The following is a 16,648-nucleotide window of genomic DNA, read 5'->3' as shown; positions in this document are numbered from 1 at the left end:
AATAATGTTGTTCACTGCTTATTCCAGGCCACCGAAGCCTCTGCTGGCCCGACGCTCGTGACCGCGTCGCTGACGACGAAGCGGGCTCCGTCGTGGTCGGGGTCGACCCGTATCGACCAGCCGTGGGACTGGACCATCGTCTGGACGATGCACAGCCCCAGTCCGGTCCCCTGGCTGCTGGTGGTGTAGCCGTAGTCGAACAGCCGGTCGAGGTCGGCGTCGATACCGCACCCGTCGTCCTCGAAGACGAAGCCCTCGTCGGTGAGACGAACCGTGATGCTGAGGGCCGTGTCCGCTGTGTCCCGGTCGTCCCGTGCATCGGGGCCATGGCCTTCGACGGCGTCATCGGACTCGGTCCGATTGCTCGTCGAACCGTGCTCGACACTGTTCTGGATGAGGTTCTCCAGGATGCTGAGCAGTCGGCTCTGTTCGGCCGCTATCGTCCCATCGCGCTCGATTGCCAGCGTCGCGCTCCCGGTGTCGACGTGGGCCCAGGCGGTCCGGACCGTCGCGTCGAACGGGACGGAGTCGGTGGATTCGACCGACTTGCCCTGTTCGGCGAGTGTCCGCAGGTCCGTGATGATAGCTGCCATCCTGTCGAGTGCGCCATCGAGGTCGTCGAGTCGGCCGATGTCCACATCCTCCGGCGGCGACTCACCGAGGCGGTCCTGGGCCAGTTCGGTCTGCCCGGCGGCGACCTGGAGCGGGTTGCGAAGGTGATGGGAGACACTGCTGGCGAACTCGTCGAGTTGCTCGTTCTGACGCCGCAGCTCCCGCCGGTTCTCGACGCGTTCGGTCACGTCCCGTACCAGCAGTGCCGACCCCGAGACCGCCCCACCGTCGGTCACGGGCGAGATGACCACCGAGTACCACCGCCCGTCCCGGGTGAACTCGGTATCCGAGGCCGAGTCGTCCCAGGCAGTCCCGCTCCCGTCGCTATCGTCGAGGGCCGCTGCCAGCGCGGGTGCGACCGTCGCGAGCGGCGACCCGACGGGCGCTCTCTCGCCAGTGAAAAACGTCCTGGCCTCCTCGTTGTGGTCGACGACTGTCCCGGTGTCGTCACAGACAACGAGCCCGTCTCCGGAGGTCTCGAGCAGCCGGTCCCGTGAGATGGGCGCGATTTCGACCATCCCGAGCCACGCACCGACGAACGTGCCCACGCTGACCATACTGAGCCCGAGGACGGTGTGGTCGTACCCGGGCAGTGTCGGTACCTCGGCGACGAACGTGACTGCGCCGGGCACGAGTCCGAGCAGGATGCCGAGGCTGTAGGCGACCAGCGGTCGGCGCGACCGGTGCTGTGAGGTGACCAGCAGCTCCGTCAGGTAGTACAGCGACATCGCGATTCCGACGTACGATAAGACGAAACTGAACTGCCACAGGGGGCTGAAGCCAGTGCGGTAGTACGGGAACGGCTCTGTGGCACGCACCAGGGGGTCGAAGTGCAACCCGAGCCACGGGTCGGTCACCAGCCCCAGGAACCCGATACCCATCCCACCGAGGAACAGGGCGTTGAACGGTCGTCTGAGCGAGGTCGAGCGGCCGCTGTACACCGTCCCGAAGTAGACGAAAAGCACCACAGTCAGATAGGAGCAGGCGGTGCGTAGATACACCAGCCAGCGGCCCAGTGTGGGGTCGACGACGAGCAGTTCGAGGGCGGCGACGCCCGCCCACACCATCGCGGCGGTGTGGAGCGGCAGGACGGCCCGGATACGAGACGTCGACCGGCCACGAACGACCCACACGTTCAGCAGGGCGAGGACGACGATAGTCGCGACCAGGAGGCCGACATACGCCGCCATGATGGGATGGTACTCCGGCTGGGAAAGGGGCGAGCCGTTCATGCTCGTGGCTCCGTCTTTACCGTCGTCTCGGCACCGGTGACGACGAATGCGGTCCGCTCATCGGCTTGCTCTATGGATATCGACCATCCCTGGGACTCGACCTGTGTCCGCACGATTTCCAGCCCGAGCCCGACACCCTGTGCGGTGGTGGTCGTGTCGGAATCGAACAGTTCGGTGTGCTCTGTCGCAGGAATCTGTCGGCCGTCGTCCCGATACGTAAACCCGGACTCGGTGAGTGTGACCTCGACGCGGGCCGCTGCTCGCTCGCGGCTGTGGCGGACGAGCTGTTCGAGGACGCTGGCCAGCCGCCCACGCTCGGCCTGGATAGTCCCGCCAGACCTGACATCGAGGGTCATATCCGTGGTGTCGACCTCGTCCCAGGCCCCCCGGACAGCCGCCCCGAACTCCACCGACTCGGTCTCGGTCACGGATTGGGCGTGTTTCGCGAGGGTCTGTAGTTCGTCCAGTCTATCGTCCATCCGGGCGACCGCGCCGGTCACCCGGTCGATGTGGTCAGCCGCGGTGGCTGCCTCCGGCGCGTCGGCGGCCTGGAGCTGCTCGTGGAGTAAGGTTCCAGCGCCGTCTGCGACCTGGAGCGGGTTCCGGAGGTCGTGAGCCACGGTACTTGCGAACTGCTCTAGCTGGTCGTTCTGGCGTTGCAGCTCCCGCTTCGACCGTTCGACCGCGGTGACGTCCCGGAGGACCACCGTGTAGCCGGCGACGGTACCACGCTCGACGATTGACGATACCGACACGGCGTAATGGGTTCGACGGCCATCGACGACCGTCGTGTAGGTGGCCGAGACGTCGTCCTCGCCGGCCTCCGGGAGGGGCACCTCGGCGGCCAGACCGGGTAACAGCTCCGACAGCGCCGTCCCGACGGGAGTGGCTACGTCCTCGGGGAGGAGGGGCCCGGCGGCGGCGTTGTAATCGACGACTCGTCCCGCGTCGTCCAGCCCGAGCAACACGTCGTCGATATCGTCGACGATTTCGGCCCGGGCCATCGGAGCCAGATCGAGCTCGCCCCTGAAAAAGACCGTGTACCCCAGGATGACGGTCAACGGGACGATTCCGAAAACCGTGTAATCATAGCCCGGCAGCAGCGGAACGATATTGAGCGTCGACACCAGATTAGGCAGGAACGAGGCGACCGCTGCGGCGACCAGCAACAGCACCGAACTGGTCGGCCTGTGGGTCGAACTGATGAACAGCCTGGTGAGGTAGACGAGACTGACCAGCACAACCGCGACGGCCATCCCCGAACCCAGCAGGTAGGCTGGCCCGGGCGTGACAGCCAGATACGCGATGGGCTCCTGGTGGTAGGTAACCGAGGCATACTGGAACCCGAACAGCGGCTCTGTGAGGATGCTCCCGACAGCGACGACCAGCCACCCCACGAAGAGCGCGTTCTGTGGACGCCGGAGCGAGAGCGAGCGGTTCGTATACACCGTCGCGAAGTAAGCGATGGACGTGATGGCACCCAGGGCCAGCAGGTCGGTCAGCAGGCTCAGGGCGTACTTGAGTTCGGGCGGCCCGACGAGGAACTTCGTGGTTGCGACCAGCAGCCAGACCGCCTGGACGGCGACGTAGGCCACGAACTCCCGCTGGTGGTGTGCTTCGGGCTGTGAGCAAACGAGATATCCGGTGGCGGCGAGGAGGGCCGCCGAGACGACCTGGATGCTCACGTACCAGAGCCACAGTGGTAGTGAGCTGACCATACCACGGACAAGACAGCGCGCGGAAAAAACACCACGGGGTTCCTTGCCGTCGGCTGACATCGGGACCGGCCAGAGACCGGGGTCCGGAGCGTTCCCGAACCGAACGTGACGGCCAGTCGAATTATACAGGACGATTCCGGTAGGATTTAGCCCTGGGGTTCGTAGACGAGGCAATGACAGAAATATCTGATTCACTTCGGTTGTTATTCGAGACGTCGGTCGAAGACGAGGGCGACCGCTACACCGTCGCTATCCCGCCTGAACTCGTCGAAAACGGCTCCATCGAGACGGGCACGTCATACCGCGTCGCGCTCCTGGCCGCCGAGGAGGACGAACAGACGGAGACAGTCCCGGCCCAGGAGGCCCCCTCCTCCGTCTCACGGGCTGACCCCGCCCCGTCCCACGAACAGGGGCCACCTGTCGAGGAAGGCGAAGTCCGCACGGTCTCCATCGACACGCTGGGCGACCAGGGCGACGGCATCGCCAAGGTCGAGCGCGGGTTCATCGTCATCGTTCCGGGCACGAAACCCGGCGACAGAGTCGAGGTGGAGATAACCGACGTCAAGGAAACTGTCGCATTCGCCGAGACCGTCGGCGAGGCCACCGTGCGGTGACCGCGGCGTAACTTGGCGCCACGCGACCCGTTATAGACCGATTACTATTGTCCCACGGCCCCGCGTCCCACTGTATGGGCCTGGGACTGGACACGCTGGGAGCGGGGGCGCTCCGGCGGTTTGTCACCGGTCTCGTCGCGTGCGGGAGTTACATCGCCGAACTGCTCCGCGCCTCGGCGTTCTGGGGTACGATCGTCCTCCCGCTCGTCATCGTCGCCGGGCTCGTGACCGACCTCGCCACGTCGGCCGCGGTCCGGCTCCCGTTGCTGGTCGTCCTGAACGTCGTCTGTATCCTCCTGAGCCGGGGGTATCGCCCGGGCGGCTGACGGCGTCGGAGATGTGGTCTCAGCCCACCGACGTTACCCTTCGTCGTGCGGTCGGAGCGGTAAATCGCTATAGCAGTCGGTATCAGTCGTCGGCCTCGGCCGACTCGGAACGCGGGACCGTAATCTCGGTCAGTTGCGCCTCGATCTCTTCGCGACGGTTCTCGAACTCGCCGGGGAGGACGAGCCGTTCGCCGAGTTCGCCGAGGGGTTCGTCGCTCGTGTAGCCCGGGCCGCTCGTGGCCAGCTCGAAGAGGACGCCGCCGTGTTCCCGGACGTACACCGAGCGGAACCAGTGGCGGTCTATCTGCTGTGTCGGGCGCAGCCCGTCCGATTGTATCACGTCCCGCATCGCCATCTGTTCCTCGTCGGTCGGCGTCTGGAAGGCGACGTGGTGGACCACGCCGTGGCCCTGGCGACCGCCCTGGATCGTCGGGAGCACGTCGATGTACGTCCCGACCGGCCCGCTCGCGGCAAAGCGGGTCCGTTCGTCACCGGGCGTGTCACCCTCGGCTTCCTCCGTGCCGACCTCTTCGAGCCCCATCTCTCCCAGTAGCTCCTCGGTCCGCTGTGCGTCGGCCAGCCACAGCGTCACCGAGTGGAATCCCCGAATGGCGTACTCCTCGGGGACGAACTCCGTCCACGGGACCGTCGGCTCGTCCTCGGGAAGTTCCACCGCGACCAGTTCGACCGGCAAGCCGTCCGGGTCCGAGAAGGGGAGGACGGTCTCGCCGAAGCGCTCGACGCGGTCCTCGTAGTCGACGCCGTACTCGTCGAAGCGGTCCTCCCAGTAGTCGAGGCTGCCCTCTGGGACGCGGAAGGCCGTGCGCGCGACCTGTCCCGAGCCGACCTTCCCCTGGCGCATCCCCTCCCAGGGGAAGAAGGTCATGCTCGTCCCGGGGGTCCCCTCCGCGTCGGCGAAGAAGAAGTGGTAGGTGCCTGGGTCGTCCTGGTTGACCGACCGCTTGACGAGCCGGAGTCCCAGCGTCTCGACCCAGAAGTCGATGTTTCGCTGCGGGTCGCCCGCGATACAGGTCACGTGATGGATACCGGGTGTGGAGACTGTCATATCACCCTCTAGGCCTTCCTCGCACTTTAATACGCGCTGACACCGATGTTACCGGGCTCGGTGGCTCTACTATCCGCCCAAGTGTGCTATCACACTAGCTTTTTCAGGCATACGGACAGAGTATCCCGTATGAGCAGCGACGATATCCGTGCGGAAAGCACGGTTTCTGGAAACCAGGCCAATATCCCCGCCCGTATTCGCCGGGAACTGGATATCGATGATGGGGACCAGCTCAGGTGGTCGCTGGCCGACGACGGTAGCCTCCGCGTCGAAATCGTCCAGCAACGCCGGGGAACGTTCGCCGATTTCGACGGCTACGACGGCGAGAGGGAGACGAACGCTGCCGAGGAGCACGACGCGTGGGGCGTCGACGTCGAGTAGATGCCCCGAGCGCTGGTCGATTCGAGTGTCCTGTTTGCCGCACTCTATCGGCGTGATAGCGACCACGACAGGGGACTGGAGATTCTCAGGGCCGCTGACGATGGCTCGCTCCCGGAACTGGTCGTTCTGGACTATGTCTTGGCAGAGACAATAAACGGTCTCACGACACATGTGGGCCACGAAGCCGCGGTGGATTTCCTCGCACGCGTCGAGGAGAACAGCCGGTTCCACGTCGACAGACTCACTAACAGCGGGCTCGCAACGGCGAAGGCACGCTTCAGACAGCACGCGCCGTTCTCGTTCGTCGATGCGGCTATCGTGGGCTACATCGAGACAGCTGACCTCGAATTCCTCTACGCCTTCGACGATGATTTCGATGCCGCGGAGCCGGTCACACGTCTCGACACGCCGACGAATCCGTTCCGGCCCTGAGTCTCAGTCCGCTCCTTCCTGTAACTCCGCGTACTTCTCCTCGAAGCGGGCCTCACAGGAGGGACAGCAGAACTGGTAGAGCGAGTCGTCGATGCGCGCTGCGGTCCCCTCGCTGTCGACCGTGTTGCCACACTGGGCACAGGAGAGCGCAAACTCCGTTCCGCCCAGGTCGGGCGACCACGCGGCGGTCGCCAGCAGTTCCACCTCGAAGTCGGCGACGTTGTCCATATCCACCGCATCCGCGAGCCACCCGGCGATGTCGTTGTCGGGGACGCGGGCGAACACCACGAGGTCGGCCTCGGCGGTCGTGAACACGTGCTCGACCGCGTCGGTCTCCAGCAGCGACGTGCGCAGCGCCGCCGGGTCGTCGGTACCTGGCTCGATGGTGACCAGCACCGGAATCCCAGACCGGAGCTGGGACCGGTCGACGTCGAGCGTGAACCGGTTGATGACGCCGGCCTCCTCCAGTCGCGCAACGCGGTCGGAGACGGCCGGCGCCGACAGGCCGACCGTCTCCGCGATTTCGCTGTAGGGCCGTCGGGCGTTGGAAAGCAGCAGCTGCAGAATCTCCATGTCCGTCTCGTCGAGGTCGCGCATACGTCTCCCCAGTCGGTGAAGCGGTAAAAGCGTACGGCCGATATATCTTTGAATCCGAAAGCGAACGTCGCCACCTACCGCGGAAATAGAAGGAGAAATCGGCTTAACGCTGGCGTCCCAACAGACGAGTGTATGACGACGACACTGACCGTCGAGGGGATGAGCTGTGAGCACTGTGAACAGAGCGTCGCGGACGCACTGAGTGACGTCGATGGCGTCACGGAGGTCAGTGTAGACCGCGAGGGGGAATCCGCGACAGTCGACGGCGACGCCGACGAGGACGCCCTCGTGACCGCCGTCGAAGACGCCGGCTACACGGCCCAGGCCTGAGAGCGGTGTCGGCCAGCCGGCGCTCTCGGCTGTTAAATACACCCCGCAGACACAGGGGGAGCGTTCTCACACGTCGTTGGCATACCTGTGGCTACGATGCCAACACAGACAAAGGGGTCGTCGCTCGGGAACATCGCTATCATCTCCACACTCGTCGACGCTGCCATGGCCCTGCGCCGTGGCGAGCACTGGGCGGCCGCCCTCCTGCTCGGGGCGGCGGCACTCTCGACCCGCGTTAGCGGCGTCGGTGTGGTCGCTTCCGTGCTCGTCCGGCTTCTCAGGCGGTTCAACTAACCGTCCGATGGTGTCCCCACCAGTAACGTGTCCTCCACGAGTGATTCGGTCCCCCGTCGGAGCCGTTCGGAGAGCGCCTGGTGTGATATCTCGAATTCCTCCGCCAGCTCCTCCAGCGTCCGCTGCTGGGGTACGTCGTAGTACCCCTCTTCGACGGCCGTGATGAGCGCCAGATACTGGTCCTCGGTGAGGCCGAAACGGCCCGAGGGCTGGCCGTCCATCTGTCGGATGGACTCGATGGTGAATTCCATCCCGTGGGCCTTGCAGAACTCGTGGGTCTCGGAGAGGTGTGACCGGTCCGGGAACATCACCCGGACTCGCCACCCCTCGCGTCGGCCGTGAGCGTCCAGTATCGTCGCTTCGGAGTTTGTCAGCATATGCAAGAGGAGCTGCACCTGGTCTATCCAGTCCATCCGGTAGAGCAACTCGTCACCGAAGTCGGCCAGCAGGTTGACGTTGTTCACCGTCGGGTCCTCGTCGATGGCCGCTTCGAGCGGTTCGCGGGTGGCGTTACGGGCCCACAGCAACGGCATCACCGCATCGTCACCGCTCAGGATAATCCGCTCGCTCTCGAAGGTCACGTCGGGAAGTTCCTCGAACGTGTGAGCCAGTGCGAGTTCTTCTGTCGGCACTGACCCGATTACGATGGTAGCCATGCTGAGCGATTCTTCTCAAACGAACAACAAGAATCTTCGCTCGAAAGGGGGGCTCTGGAAAGTAGTCCGTCTGATTTCGGGCTGGAATCGAGGCTGAGCGGTACATGGCCGGCCAGTAAAATCAGGTGATGGGGACCTGACAGGAGCGGTTTTGATACGACGATTCGACGGGAACGCTTGGAGCCGCGCTCGGTCCCCGCTGTCAGCCGCTCGTCGGGTTGTACTCCAGTACTCCACGGTTAGTGGCGGTTTGGTCCCACGGAACGTCCCGACGAGTGGCAACCGCCGCGCTGGTCTCAGTCGGCCCCACCGGCCGGCTGCTCCGTGAATTCGAATCTGGCGCCGCCGTCGTAGCTGTCGGTGACGGTCACGTCCCAGCCGTGGGCCTCGGCTATCTGTGCGACGATAGCCAGCCCGAACCCGGTGCTCTCTGCCGCGGTCGTAAAGCCCGAGTCGAACACCTCGTCGCGGATGTCTTCGGGGATACCGCCGCCGTCGTCGGCGACGTAGAACCCCGTGGTTGTGTCCCCGCTGGTGCGTGTCGCCGTATACAGCGGCTGAATCTCGCCGATTCTGATGGTGTGTGCGCCGTCACCGTGTTCGACAGTGTTGGCGAACAGATTCTCCAGGAGCTGTCGGAGTCGGTCGCTGTCTGCCGCCAGCTCGACCTCGGTGTCGAACGACAGGTTGAGCCCCTCTGTCTCGACGGTCTCCCACGCTTCCTGGGCGACCTCCTGCAACTGGACCGGTTCGGTCTCGTCGACCGTCCGACCGTGGCGCGCGAGTGTCAAAATGTTCTCGATGATGGTCTCGATGCGGGCGAGCGCCTCTTCGGCCTGCGTGAACGCCTCGGGGTCGTCGGTCTGTCTGGCAATCTCGAGTTTCCCGCTCGCGACCTGCAGTGGGTTGCGGATATCGTGGGAGACGACGTGGGCGAACTCCTCTAACCTGGCGTTCTGTCGTTCGAGCTTCTTTTCGCGCCGCTTTTGCTCGGTGATGTCCTGGAGGATACCCCGGACACGGACGATGTCGCCGTCCTCCGACTGTGGCTCTCCTCGCGTCCGAACCCAGTGCTGTGTTCCGTCGGCGTCCCGCATCCGAAGCTCCAGGTCGTAGGCGCGGCCGTCATCGATGGCCCCCCGAAACGCCGTTCGGATTTCGTCGCGGTCGTCCGGGTGGAAATACTCGATGGTCTCCTCGGGCGTGAGATGCTCGTCGGTGTCCAGCCCGTGGATGCGCAACACCTCGTCGGAGACGTACGAGGTGTCCGTGACGATGTCGTACTCCCAGGCGCCGACGTTGCCGATGCTCTCGGCCTTCTCGAAGAGGTCGTTCTGGCGTTCCAGCTCGCGGGCGGTGCGGTACTGGTCGACTGCCGTGGCGATGCGATTGGCCAGCAGTTCGTACTGTTCGGAGCCGATGGCCTTCTGCAGGTAATCCGTCACGCCGGCCGATATCGCGTCGCTGGCCACCTCCTCGCTCCCCTTTCCGGTAAACAGTATAAAGGGCAGGTCGGGGTAGTCAGCACGGACGGTCTCGAGGAACGCGATGCCCGACTCGCCGGGCATATCGAAGTCGGAGACGACACAGTCGAACTCCGCCGACTCCAGCCGCTCTCGACCCGCCTCGGGTCCCGGCGCAGTCGACACGGTGAAGCGGTCGTTCTCCCGTTCGAGGAGCTCCGCGGTCAGCTCTCTGAAGTCCGGGTCGTCGTCTACGTGGAGCACCCGGATCGGACTATCCATGCACCCTCATACACAGGCGTGCCTGTAAGAATATTAGGGTAGTTACAGCTTGAACAAATCGCCGGTCACAGCGTGCTGGGCCGGTTGTCCGTTCGACCGCCGGCCATATACATTCAGAGATACTCCCACAAATTCATCGTTTTAGAAGCTGTATCCCCACAAATTTATTACACTTTCGACTGGAGATGTCAAATACACCCGCGGCGTGTCGTGCGACCGTCGGGGATACAGGGAGCGCCATATGTTCGAGCGGAGTCTACCCACGGGGACGCATCGACAGCCGAAACTGAGCCGGCGCCAGCTACTGCGGGCCGCTGGGGCCGGGACGCTCTGTGGTGGCGGTTCCGTCGCCGTCGGGGCGTCGGGCGACGACGGCGAGGGCTTCCCGCCCGAGGGTATCACGACCTACGGGGAGGCGGTCACACTCGGGGACGGCGAGGTCACCCCGTTCTCGACGGCGACGCCAGCCGGGGTCCCGAAGTACCACGGCGTCGAGTTCGACCGCGAGGTGGTGACCGGGTCACTGCCGACTGGCTACGAACTGGCCGCGGACCGGACCAGCGACGACCCGACCTACGACGACAAGTACGCGCCGACCGGCCAGGCACGAGAAATCCATCGTCGCGAATCACTCCAGTTCTTCGTCCCGTTCCCGGACGCCGAGGCGACCCCGGTTACCTTCCTCGGCCTGAACTGGAACCCAGACGGCCACCCCGGCGGCGGTGGGGCCTGGGCGAAGCCCCATTTCGACGTCCACTTCCATATGCTCGGGACCGACACCGTCGACGCCATCGTGGGGCCCGATTGCGCTCCGTACGACGGAATCCCCGACGAGCAAATTCCGACCGGCTACAACCGGTCCCCGCCGGAGACCGCTGCCGAGCGATACATCACCGACATGGGCGAACATCTGGCCCCGGCGGACGCGCCGGAACTTCCCGGGAACCCCGCGGCGTTCACGAACACGCTCATCCAGGGCTTCGTCGGCGTCGACGGCGACCCCGAACTGGCGTTTCTCGAGCCGATGCTCACCCGCGAGTACCTGCGTGAGTTCGCGGGCACCGAACGCTTCGAGGTACCCCAGCCGTCGGTGTACCCCCACGACCAGCGGCACCCGACGACCTACAGCGTCCGGACCGACCCCGCCGACGAGAGTATCGTGGTCGCCCTGCAGGGGTTCGAGCAGGTCTGAGTGGCCCGCCCCGCTCCCGTCTGGCGCCGTCGACCCGGACGGACGTTCGTGATATTGCACAAATATTAGCTCCCGAATACGTTTTTCCGACCGAAGCGTCTACCGCTGCCCACAGTATGCAACCCAACGGGTACAGAGTCACAGAGGCGGTGGCGGGCTTTGCGGCCGGTGATGTCCTCAACGTGACTGAACGATACGGTCACCGGTACGGCGACCGGTTGCGGCTCGAACACATCGGTGATACACCGGGGGCCGACACGGTCGTGGTCGTGGACGAACCCACCGGGTTCAGCGAGCGAGACATCCTCGACCCGACGGCCCGGTTCGGGGAATGGCAGGACTACAGGCGCACATTCCACGCCGGGGGGTCAACACTCGGTCCGGCCGAGCGCGACGGGCCGCCCCGGCTGACGATGGCGACACTGTCGAGTATCGCCGACCCGATATCGGTCTAATCCGGGCGAGCCGTTTTCCACGCCGGGTCCCTGCGTAGCGGCATGGACGTGCCACTGTACGAGAGTCTCGACGGACAGATCGCGCTGGTCACCGGCGCCACGAGGGGCATCGGCAAGCGCATCGCCGACGGGCTGGTCGACCACGGAACGACAGTGTACGCCGGCGCTCGTGACACGGCAGACGTGACCGACGACGACCGTCGCGCGGTCGAACTGGACGTTCTCGAAGACAGCGAGATACGCGCCGCAGTCGACCGCATCGAGACCGAGGCCGGCCGGCTGGACGTGCTCGTCAACAACGCGGGCGTGATGGACTCCCGTGAGCCACTGCATGCGATGCCGACCGAGGTCATCGACCGCACGTTCGCGACGAACCTCCGTGGACCGGTCGTGTTGACCAAACACGCCCTGCCACTGTTGCTCGACCGGCCGGGCGGCCGCGTGGTCAACGTCGCCTCGGGGCTGGGCGCCATCACCGAGCCCCAGTCCGGTGAGATGCCGGCCTACCGAATCTCCAAGACGGGCTTGAACGGGCTGACACGGTATCTAGACGGTGAGTACCCGGACCTGCTCGCTAACTCGGTCTGTCCCGGCTACGTCCAGACGGACATGACCGACGGTTCGGCCCCGCGGACGCCCGAACAGGGCGCCGACACACCGGTCTGGCTGGCCCGCTTTCGCCCAGACGCCCCCAGCGGCGGGTTCTTCCGTGACCGTCGCCCCATCGACTGGTGAGTGAGACGCGTTCGCTAGCAGTATGCAAAACTTAACACCATGAAGGGCACAACGAGGTATAATGGCGAGTACCTCAGATAATTCAGTGCAGAATCGGCTCGTGACGGTCTGTGAGAAATTGCAAATACCCAACAACACGATGCAGATCACACTGGTCCGGCTGGACCAGCTCCGCAACGAGCCCGATGTCAACGAGGACCGACTCGATAACACCGCGGCCGCGGCGCTTGCACTCTCCGCCCGGGAGGACGGGCTCCCGGTCCGGGACGAAGACATCGCGAGCGCCTGGTCGGGCGCACTCGACGCGCCGGACGCCGACATCAATATCACCAGCCAGCAACTCGAGGCCGTCTCCGACTACTTCGACATCGCCGAGGTACCACCACACCCGAACACCCTGGTCCAGCGCTTCGGCGAGTCCGTCGATATGCCAGAGGAGCTCGTGACGGTCGCGCACCGACTCCTGCAGGACGCGTTCGCGCTCGACCCGACCGTCGTCTCCGGCGGCCCCTCGCCCGCGGCGACGGCCGGTGGGGTCCTCTCCCTTGCCGCGCTCGTCAACGGGCTGGACGACAACTACGAACAGAGTGCCCTCGGCAAGGTCTCCGGCACGAGCGAAGTGTCCGTCCGGAACCGCTGTCAGGACCTCCAGGAGCTGCTCGACGACCGGCTGGGGAACGACCGCTATCGGGTGGTGCCGGCCTCGCAGGCACCGGACCAGCCCAGCGACGAGAGCCAGACCGACTCGGCAGACGAGGAGGCGGCGACCGCAGCCGACGGCGCCGGCAGTGACGAAAGCGCGTCGGGTTCGTCGGGGTCGTCCGGCTCGTCGAGTTCGTCGGGTTCGTCCGGTTCGTCGGGTTCGTCCGGTTCGTCGGGTTCGGCCGGTTCGTCGGGTTCGTCGAGTTCGTCGGGTTCGTCGAGTTCGTCGGGTTCGGCCGGTTCGTCCGGCTCGTCGAGTTCGTCCACGACGACTGCCGACGGGGAGGCCGTCCTGGAGACCGTCCAGTCCGTCTACCCCGACGAACTCCCGACGACGACGAACGTGGCAGAGACCCACGACACGAGCGAAGCGGCCGCCGAGGGCGCACTGAAAGCGCTGGCCGATGACGGCGCTGTCCAGCGCAAGCGCGCCGGCTCCGTCGACGTCTGGATTCCGGCCGGCGCCGACGAGAACGAGGCCGCGCTGACCGTCGACGCTGTCGAGACTGAAATCGACGCCCTGGTGGAGGAACTGGATATCGGCTCCTCGACCCGACTGCTCGCTCGCGGGATGGTCAGTGACGCCGTCGAAGGCGCTGACGTGGAGGACGCAGCCGAGCTCGCGGCCACGACGGTGGTCGCCGCTGCACGGATGAGCGGCGGGGACGCCGACATCGTCGAGGTGGCGGGGCTGCGCTCGTTCGAACCACGCGTCATCGCACAGTGGCTCGACACTCTCGACGAGGCCGTCGACGCGGATATCCCGCGGCGCGACCCCGAGGACATCGTCGAGGACGTGGTGGCGGAGCTGGGGCTCTCGGAGGCTGTCCTCTCTGAGAGCCTCCGCTCGCTGGATCGCTTCGACGGTGACGTCGATGAGTTCACCGCCGCGGAACTGGGCGCGGGCGCGGTGTTGTTCGCCGCGACCATCGGGCAGACGCAGGTGGAGGTCGACCGGCTGGCGGCCGTCGCCGGCGCCGAGACCGAATACGTCACGTCGGCGATGCATGGCATCGTCGTCTCGCTCTGTATGGCGCTCGTCCGCGGTGACATCGAATACGAGGATTGCGCCTGGACGACGGAGCTACTGCAGTCCGAGCTGACCCCCACCCTCGGCGACTCCGAGACCGGCCGCGCGATCGCTATCGCCAAGGCCTACACCGCGGGCCGCGAGGGCCAGTACGTCGACGACCAGACTCTCGACGTACTTCGGGGCGACTAGAACAGGCTGTCCGTCGTCACCGCACCGACGACGGAGAAGACCGCGGCCACGCTGAGTGCCCGGAAGGTCACCAGTAACGTCGTCCGTGGGGGGAGCTCTTCGAGGAACAGGTCCGGGGCCGTGATGGCAAAGGCCAGTGTACCCACGGAGCCGAAGGCGACGAACATCACCGAGATAAATCGGACCGGTATACCGAAAAAGGCGGCCTCCGTCCTGGGGTCACGGTCGTTGTCGGCGCCGTAGAGGCCGCCGTAGCCGATGGCCATGATGGCCCCGACGAGGAAGACGCTGTGGAACATCGTCATGTTCTGTGCGAGCAGCCAGACTTCTTGCGTGACGACGAACGGCCCGGCGAGCAGAAACCCCCCCACTATCTGCTGGGCGGTGTCCGCGAGCTTGTGTTTCTGACGTTGCTTCATACGTCCGTACTGACGGGTCTGGCCAATACCAGTTGGGGCGGGGGCCGCCAGGTCACGGGTAGCAGGGTCGGCTCACGGATGTCCGACGAGGTGGCGCGAATAGCCGACGCCGCCGAGGGCCGACGGTGGGACGGATGTGTCGTCTCTGCGCGGACTTCGAAATGTTTAGATTCACCGGTCACTCTTTGACCGGTACAGAGCCTCAGGCTGCTGTCCTTATGACAGACAATACACCAACCACCGACCAGCGCATTCTCCTCGACGTCATCGGTAACATCCCCTCCGCGTGGGACCTAGAGATTACGTATCCCACGCTGCCGGAGGTCACGCACCGATTCGATTCGCTCCCGGAACTCGTGCTGACGGCCGGCGGTGACGGGGCGACCCACGAGATAGCGGTCCGGGCCATTATCTCGGCGGACCGGGTCTTCCACGGCTACACGGTCACCACCACCTATCCCGAGCCCGGTATCCTCACAGCCGCGTGTCGAGAACGGCGTCTCACGTCGCTCACACACCGGGAGCTGCGCTCCGAAGGGCTCGGTGTCGGCCACCACCCCGGTGAGGGTCCGGACAGTGAGACGGCCATTGCCCAGTCCCTGTCACTCTCAGCGGCCGCCACCCTCGCCGTCTACTACGCGGACACCGTCGGTATGGACGCTGTCGGCGACGAGGAACCTGCACCCGAGACCGTTCCGACTGCCGACGACTGAGACGCCACTCACGTCCAGCGGGCGGTGCTGCCGGCCCGTAGACGTCCTCACAGTCGCGTACGCCCGGAGCGGTCGCTGGGCCAAGGTTTCAGTTCATCCTGTTCGAACGGGTTTATATGTCTCAGTTTCCAACTACTCCCCATATGAAACACATTGGCCTGAAGATACGGATGGCAGTCGTCGGCGCCATCCTCGCAGGGTTCTACCTCGTGGTCGTCGCGTTCGCGATGGTCGCGTACGGTACGTCTATCTGGCCGATAGCAATCGCTGGAAGTGTGCTGCTGGTTGGGTTTCAGTACAAGGTCGGCAAGTGGGCGGCGCTGCGAAGCGTGGGGGCCGAGGACCTCTCTGAGGACCAGTACCCCCAGATTCATCAGCAGGTGCGCCAGCTCTCCCGTGATATGGGCATCGAGAAGCCGAAACTGAAAGTGGCCCGGATGGGCGTGCCGAACGCCTTCGCCGTCGGTCGCAAGGGCGCCGGTGTCGTCGTCGTCTCCACGGAACTGATGGCGCTCCTCGACGACGACGAACTCGAGGGCGTCCTCGCACACGAACTGGCCCACATCGCCAACCGCGACGTGGTCACGATGGTCATCGGCCAGGGCATCGCCTCCATCGTCGGTATCGCCGCCCAGATGGTCGTCTTCGCCACCGGTGACAACGACATCGCCGACTTCTTCCTGGCCATCATCGTCGGGAACATCGTCCAGTTCTTCGTGATGCTGTTCGTGCTCGCCATCTCGCGGTACCGGGAGTACGTCGCCGACGCCGACGCCAAGGAGGCCATCGGCGGTGGCGACCCGCTCGCCCGCGCCTTAGAGAAGATATCCGGCGGGCACCAGCGGTCTCGTGAGTCCGCCGTTGACAGTCAGGTGAGCGCGCTCTGTATCTTCGGGGATTCGGACAGCTTCCTCTCGAAGATAGTTTCGACCCATCCGCCGACGGAGAAACGCATCGAGCGGCTCCGCTCGTAGATGGTCGACGTTCGACAGTGGCTCGCGGTCGGACTGGGCGTCCTGTTGGGGGTCTTCCTGCTTGTGGCACCCCGCGCGGCGCTCAAACTGTCAGTACTAAGTGGCACGGGCCAGCGCCGTCGTCGTGGTGAATACGGCAGCGACGCCCCCGTCTCCGAGTGGTGGGTCTGGGCGACGCGGGGGCTCGGCGTCGTCTGTCTCGGCGTGGCCGCGGTCATCGCTCTCTGAGGCCG

20 protein-coding genes are annotated in these 16,648 nt (G+C 65.2%); 13 read left to right on the top strand and 7 right to left on the bottom strand.

Annotation, left to right across the window (positions count from 1 at the left end):
• Positions 1 to 11 precede the first annotated feature (11 nt).
• The gene (locus EGD98_RS19605) at positions 12 to 1,844 is read right to left on the bottom strand and encodes a histidine kinase N-terminal 7TM domain-containing protein (RefSeq protein WP_220590050.1); all 1,833 of its coding nucleotides are present in this window, start codon (positions 1,842 to 1,844) and stop codon (positions 12 to 14) included.
• Complete coding sequence (locus EGD98_RS19600; protein WP_220590049.1) at positions 1,841 to 3,562, bottom strand: histidine kinase N-terminal 7TM domain-containing protein; 1,722 nt, start codon at positions 3,560 to 3,562, stop codon at positions 1,841 to 1,843. The genes EGD98_RS19605 and EGD98_RS19600 overlap by 4 nt, the downstream gene beginning before the upstream one ends.
• A gap of 173 nt (positions 3,563 to 3,735) precedes the next feature.
• On the opposite strand from EGD98_RS19600, the gene EGD98_RS19595 reads away from it, so the two are divergent.
• Both EGD98_RS19595 and EGD98_RS19590 read left to right on the top strand, forming a co-directional pair.
• The gene (locus EGD98_RS19595) at positions 3,736 to 4,176 is read left to right on the top strand and encodes a TRAM domain-containing protein (protein WP_220590048.1); all 441 of its coding nucleotides are present in this window, start codon (positions 3,736 to 3,738) and stop codon (positions 4,174 to 4,176) included.
• Between the two features lie 74 nt (positions 4,177 to 4,250).
• Complete coding sequence (locus EGD98_RS19590) at positions 4,251 to 4,502, top strand: DUF8028 family protein (RefSeq protein ID WP_220590047.1); 252 nt, start codon at positions 4,251 to 4,253, stop codon at positions 4,500 to 4,502.
• A gap of 82 nt (positions 4,503 to 4,584) precedes the next feature.
• Here EGD98_RS19590 and EGD98_RS19585 read toward each other — a convergent pair whose 3' ends face one another.
• Positions 4,585 to 5,568 carry a ring-cleaving dioxygenase gene (locus tag EGD98_RS19585; RefSeq protein WP_220590046.1) on the bottom strand — a complete coding sequence of 328 codons (984 nt, stop codon included), beginning with the start codon at positions 5,566 to 5,568 and terminating at the stop codon, positions 4,585 to 4,587.
• 129 nt (positions 5,569 to 5,697) lie between these two features.
• Between EGD98_RS19585 and EGD98_RS19580 the strand changes: the two genes are divergently transcribed.
• Together EGD98_RS19580 and EGD98_RS19575 are read left to right on the top strand one after the other, a co-directional pair.
• Positions 5,698 to 5,949 (top strand): AbrB/MazE/SpoVT family DNA-binding domain-containing protein, encoded by a 252-nt coding sequence (locus EGD98_RS19580; RefSeq protein ID WP_220590045.1) that lies wholly within the window; start codon positions 5,698 to 5,700, stop codon positions 5,947 to 5,949.
• Positions 5,950 to 6,381, top strand: a complete 432-nt coding sequence (locus tag EGD98_RS19575; RefSeq protein WP_220590044.1) for a type II toxin-antitoxin system VapC family toxin — start codon at positions 5,950 to 5,952, stop codon at positions 6,379 to 6,381.
• Positions 6,382 to 6,384: 3 nt separating this feature from the next.
• On the opposite strand, the gene EGD98_RS19570 is transcribed toward EGD98_RS19575, so the two are convergent.
• On the bottom strand, positions 6,385 to 6,978 hold the full coding sequence (locus tag EGD98_RS19570; protein ID WP_220590043.1) for an AsnC family transcriptional regulator: 594 nt from the start codon (positions 6,976 to 6,978) through the stop codon (positions 6,385 to 6,387).
• A gap of 132 nt (positions 6,979 to 7,110) precedes the next feature.
• On the opposite strand from EGD98_RS19570, the gene EGD98_RS19565 reads away from it, so the two are divergent.
• Together EGD98_RS19565 and EGD98_RS19560 are read left to right on the top strand one after the other, a co-directional pair.
• Positions 7,111 to 7,308: a CopZ family metallochaperone gene (locus tag EGD98_RS19565; protein ID WP_220590042.1), complete on the top strand. Its 198-nt coding sequence runs from the start codon at positions 7,111 to 7,113 to the stop codon at positions 7,306 to 7,308.
• A 96-nt stretch (positions 7,309 to 7,404) separates the two neighbouring features.
• The gene (locus tag EGD98_RS19560; RefSeq protein WP_220590041.1) at positions 7,405 to 7,602 is read left to right on the top strand and encodes a hypothetical protein; all 198 of its coding nucleotides are present in this window, start codon (positions 7,405 to 7,407) and stop codon (positions 7,600 to 7,602) included.
• Here the strand turns inward: EGD98_RS19560 and EGD98_RS19555 are convergent.
• Both EGD98_RS19555 and EGD98_RS19550 read right to left on the bottom strand, forming a co-directional pair.
• A complete protein-coding gene (locus EGD98_RS19555; protein WP_220590040.1) occupies positions 7,599 to 8,258 on the bottom strand; it encodes a helix-turn-helix domain-containing protein in 660 nt (219 codons plus the stop codon). The two genes, EGD98_RS19560 and EGD98_RS19555, sit on opposite strands and share 4 nt — an antisense overlap.
• 296 nt (positions 8,259 to 8,554) lie before the next feature.
• Positions 8,555 to 10,003, bottom strand: coding sequence for an ATP-binding response regulator (locus EGD98_RS19550; RefSeq protein ID WP_220590039.1), 1,449 nt, complete (start codon positions 10,001 to 10,003; stop codon positions 8,555 to 8,557).
• Between the two features lie 241 nt (positions 10,004 to 10,244).
• On the opposite strand from EGD98_RS19550, the gene EGD98_RS19545 reads away from it, so the two are divergent.
• From EGD98_RS19545 to EGD98_RS19530, 4 genes are all read left to right on the top strand, one after another.
• A complete protein-coding gene (locus EGD98_RS19545; RefSeq protein WP_236039675.1) occupies positions 10,245 to 11,195 on the top strand; it encodes a hypothetical protein in 951 nt (316 codons plus the stop codon).
• Positions 11,196 to 11,311: 116 nt separating this feature from the next.
• Positions 11,312 to 11,650, top strand: coding sequence for a hypothetical protein (locus EGD98_RS19540; RefSeq protein WP_220590038.1), 339 nt, complete (start codon positions 11,312 to 11,314; stop codon positions 11,648 to 11,650).
• Positions 11,651 to 11,692: 42 nt separating this feature from the next.
• Positions 11,693 to 12,385, top strand: a complete 693-nt coding sequence (locus tag EGD98_RS19535) for an SDR family NAD(P)-dependent oxidoreductase (protein WP_220590037.1) — start codon at positions 11,693 to 11,695, stop codon at positions 12,383 to 12,385.
• 139 nt (positions 12,386 to 12,524) lie between these two features.
• Positions 12,525 to 14,309 carry a transcription initiation factor IIB family protein gene (locus tag EGD98_RS19530; protein WP_220590036.1) on the top strand — a complete coding sequence of 595 codons (1,785 nt, stop codon included), beginning with the start codon at positions 12,525 to 12,527 and terminating at the stop codon, positions 14,307 to 14,309.
• On the opposite strand, the gene EGD98_RS19525 is transcribed toward EGD98_RS19530, so the two are convergent.
• Positions 14,306 to 14,728, bottom strand: a complete 423-nt coding sequence (locus EGD98_RS19525; protein WP_220590035.1) for a DUF2391 family protein — start codon at positions 14,726 to 14,728, stop codon at positions 14,306 to 14,308. The two genes, EGD98_RS19530 and EGD98_RS19525, sit on opposite strands and share 4 nt — an antisense overlap.
• A gap of 218 nt (positions 14,729 to 14,946) precedes the next feature.
• Here EGD98_RS19525 and EGD98_RS19520 point away from each other — a divergent pair, with 218 nt between their 5' ends.
• The 3 genes from EGD98_RS19520 to EGD98_RS19510 all read left to right on the top strand — a co-directional run bounded on the left by EGD98_RS19520 (position 14,947) and on the right by EGD98_RS19510 (position 16,643).
• Entirely contained in the window at positions 14,947 to 15,441 is a 495-nt protein-coding gene (locus EGD98_RS19520) for a hypothetical protein (RefSeq protein ID WP_220590034.1), read from the top strand.
• A 170-nt stretch (positions 15,442 to 15,611) separates the two neighbouring features.
• Positions 15,612 to 16,415 carry a M48 family metallopeptidase gene (locus EGD98_RS19515; RefSeq protein WP_413229593.1) on the top strand — a complete coding sequence of 268 codons (804 nt, stop codon included), beginning with the start codon at positions 15,612 to 15,614 and terminating at the stop codon, positions 16,413 to 16,415.
• A complete protein-coding gene (locus EGD98_RS19510; protein ID WP_220590032.1) occupies positions 16,416 to 16,643 on the top strand; it encodes a DUF6199 family natural product biosynthesis protein in 228 nt (75 codons plus the stop codon).
• The last annotated feature ends 5 nt before the right edge of the window (positions 16,644 to 16,648 follow it).

It is taken from the genome of Haloarcula salinisoli, assembly GCF_019599405.1.
Taxonomy (GTDB): Archaea; Halobacteriota; Halobacteria; order Halobacteriales; family Haloarculaceae; genus Haloarcula; species Haloarcula salinisoli.
Note: the sequence above shows the minus strand (reverse complement) of the source record. Positions and strands in the feature narration are given on the sequence as shown.